The sequence below is a fragment of the Bartonella sp. MU70NMGDW genome, from assembly GCF_042194085.1.
Classification (GTDB): domain Bacteria; phylum Pseudomonadota; class Alphaproteobacteria; order Rhizobiales; family Rhizobiaceae; genus Bartonella; species Bartonella grahamii.
The window spans coordinates 1-518 of sequence record NZ_JBHIMK010000574.1; the positions used below are offsets into that span (position 1 = coordinate 1).

Genomic DNA, 518 nt, shown 5'->3' on the forward strand with positions numbered 1-518 from the left:
TTTTAGCCGCATGTGCTGGTATTTTCTTTGTTGCTAAACGCTTTCAGGAGCATCGTCTATGATCTTATGGATGAAAAGAAATCTGATGATAACAGGCGCGGCTTTAGCCGCTTTTTTTATTGCATTAGCAAGAGCTTTTACTCTTGGAAAAAAAGCAGAGCAACAAAAGCAAACAGAAAAAGCTTTAAAAGCAGCCACAACACGTCTGGAGGTGGAAAGTGAAGTTAATCAAAAAAGTGATGCTGATGTGCGCGTTGCTCTCTCTGACTGGTTGCGCGACAAATAAATATGCTTCTTCTTGTGTTGGCTGGTTGCCAATTTATTTAGATAAGCAAGATCTGAACGCCATCAGTTCAAACTTAGCAAGAGAGATCTTAAAGCACAATAATCTAGGTGAACGCGTGTGTGGGTGGAAACATGGCTAGAAAAAAAACACAAGACGATACAGAGCTTACAGAAGCAGAAAAAGAAATACTTCAAGAAATCATCATGACCTACAAAAGTGTAAAAGTGATGTC

At 39.4% G+C, this 518-nt stretch carries 1 protein-coding gene; it reads left to right on the forward strand.

Annotated elements, in window-relative coordinates; translation table 11 throughout:
* Nucleotides 1–58: 58 nt before the first annotated feature.
* Entirely contained in the window at nt 59–286 is a 228-nt protein-coding gene (locus ACFIKE_RS12240; protein WP_375641061.1) for a hypothetical protein, read from the forward strand.
* The last annotated feature ends 232 nt before the right edge of the window (nt 287–518 follow it).